2 protein-coding genes are annotated in these 1,499 nt (G+C 59.9%); both read right to left on the reverse strand.

From position 1 onward, the window contains the following. Positions 1–160: 160 nt before the first annotated feature. The gene (locus tag OC610_RS27245) at positions 161–757 is read right to left on the reverse strand and encodes a GNAT family N-acetyltransferase (protein WP_264432507.1); all 597 of its coding nucleotides are present in this window, start codon (positions 755–757) and stop codon (positions 161–163) included. After that, entirely contained in the window at positions 754–1,305 is a 552-nt protein-coding gene (locus OC610_RS27250) for an RNA polymerase sigma factor (protein ID WP_264432509.1), read from the reverse strand. Before OC610_RS27250 ends, OC610_RS27245 begins: the two co-directional genes overlap by 4 nt. Positions 1,306–1,499: the final 194 nt, after the last annotated feature.

Consider the following 1,499-nt stretch of genomic DNA (forward strand, 5'->3'; position numbering starts at 1 on the left):
AGCTCCTACGCAGCTCCTATTCAGTTCCTACGCAGTTCCTATGCAGTTCCTCCGGCGGGAGCTACGGGCTGTGCAAGAAATGGCATTGGCTCGAATGAACATAGGCCTGTGCCTGAGAAAGAGGCGGCTCGCCCGGCGTTCAGCCGGACGAGCCACGAACTCACGCCAGGCTGGCCTCCTCGTTTTGCACCGGCGTTGAAAAGGGGATGGGGGTCTTGTCGGCAGACATCAGATCCAGCCCGTAAAGCACCACATCCGCGCGCTTGTCAGCGAACCGGGCGATACCCGGGAAACGGCCCCATTGCGTCGCGCCCAATCCCTGCACGCCACGTTTGCTCGCCTCGTTGTGCTCGATGATCCAGGCCACCAGCGTTTCGAAACCGTACTGCTTGGCCAACACCACCGCTGCCTGGCCCAGGCGAATGCCGACGCCGCTGCCAATGTGGTCGTTGCGCACGTAGATCGATACTTCGCCGGTCAGCCGGCAGGCCTGGGCGCCCCAGCAGAAGCGGTTGACGATAAGCCAGGCGACCACTTCACCGCCGCGTTCGAGCACGTAGATCGGATCACCTTCCTTGACGAAACAATCGACGAAGAAGGTCATTTCCTTCAGGGAAAACGCTCTGAGCACCGGGGAACTGGTGCCGCCCAGAGCGCTTTCGTTGAAGATATCCGTCATCACCGGCAGGTCGTCGGGGGTATAGCGGCGCACGCCGCGTGGCAGGTCGGGTCGGCTGTTCAGACGATTACTTGTCATGGCCGGGCTTCTCCGTAGACGCTGCGCTTGAGTTGTCCACGGGCGCGAAACAGCCGTGAGCGTACGGTACCGATGGGCACGCCCAGCCGTTCGGCGGCATCGCGGTAGCTGCTCTCGGTGTCCACGGCGGTCCACAGGGTTTCGCGCATGTCCTTGGGCAGCGCGTCCATGGCCGACAGCGTGCGGTCCAGCAGCCGGCGGTTATCGCACAGTTCACTCAGGTCGATATCTTCGTTGGATTCATAGAAATCGCTTTCATCGAACGTGCTCAGCGGCGGTTGCGCGTAGAAGCGGCGGAAGTGATTTCGGATCAGGTTCAGGGCAATGCCGCACAGCCAGGTGTCCGGCTTGGCCAGTCCCTTGAACTTCTCCTGGTTGCGCCAGGCTTCCAGGTAAGTGAGTTGGATGATGTCGTCGGCGTCGTCCTGGTTGAGCACACGCTTTTGCACGAACAGGCGCAGCTTGCGCTCTTCGCCGAAGCTGACGCCCGGCGTGCCTGGGCGTTTCGAGGCGGTTGGCGGGGGCAGCATGAGGTTCAGGCTGTTCATTGATAAATCCCTCTGGGTAGGTTCCATAGCGCCGATCCGTATGTCGGCGTTCCCCCTTCAGCAGGACCTGTGCCAAGCCGCTTTCATAATCTATCTAACTGATATTCAAAGTATTTTTGTTAGTGCTAAAGCTCTATTTGTGCAAGCTCGTGCACGACTTCCAAAGGATTCACTGCATGAAATTGCACTGCGCG

This window comes from Pseudomonas agronomica (genome assembly GCF_025917275.1).
Taxonomy (GTDB): Bacteria; Pseudomonadota; Gammaproteobacteria; order Pseudomonadales; family Pseudomonadaceae; genus Aquipseudomonas; species Aquipseudomonas agronomica.

Coding starts and splice junctions, on each gene's coding strand:
- OC610_RS27245 (WP_264432507.1), bottom strand. CDS start 757: ATGACAAGTAATCGTCTGAACAGCCGACCCGACCTGCCACGCGGCGTG.
- OC610_RS27250 (WP_264432509.1), bottom strand. CDS start 1,305: ATGAACAGCCTGAACCTCATGCTGCCCCCGCCAACCGCCTCGAAACGC.